The organism is Nocardioides oceani, from assembly GCF_030412965.1.
Lineage (GTDB): Bacteria > Actinomycetota > Actinomycetes > Propionibacteriales > Nocardioidaceae > Nocardioides > Nocardioides oceani.
This window is the reverse complement of sequence record NZ_JAUHJQ010000105.1, coordinates 1-292: the sequence shown is the minus strand read 5'-3', so window position 1 is coordinate 292 and position 292 is coordinate 1. Positions and strand designations below refer to the sequence as shown.

Here is a 292-nt window from a genome sequence, read left to right as displayed (position 1 = left end):
AGGTGCCGCTGCTGGGCCGGTGGGCGGTGGTCGACCCCGACGTCGCGCCCGGCCAGGGGTCGATGAACTCCGCCCAGCGCGTGGCCGCCGTGGGCCGCCGCTTCGACCTGCACGCCGACCCCGGGTCGCTGGAGGGCCGCTCGGTGCTGCTGGTCGACGACCTCACCGACACCGGCTGGACCCTCACCATGGCCGCGCGGGCGATCCGCCGCGCCGGGGCCGTCGCCGTACGCCCGCTGGTGCTGGGCGTCTCCGGCTGAGCGCCAGCGGCCGCGGGACGTCATACGTCTGG

Annotated in this window: 1 protein-coding gene; it reads left to right on the top strand. The window is 77.4% G+C overall.

Annotated elements, in window-relative coordinates; genetic code table 11:
- Nucleotides 1-260: phosphoribosyltransferase family protein (locus QWY28_RS23440; RefSeq protein ID WP_300955321.1), on the top strand; the 260-nt coding region annotated here is incomplete at its 5' end.
- Between the last annotated feature and the right edge of the window lie 32 nt (nt 261-292).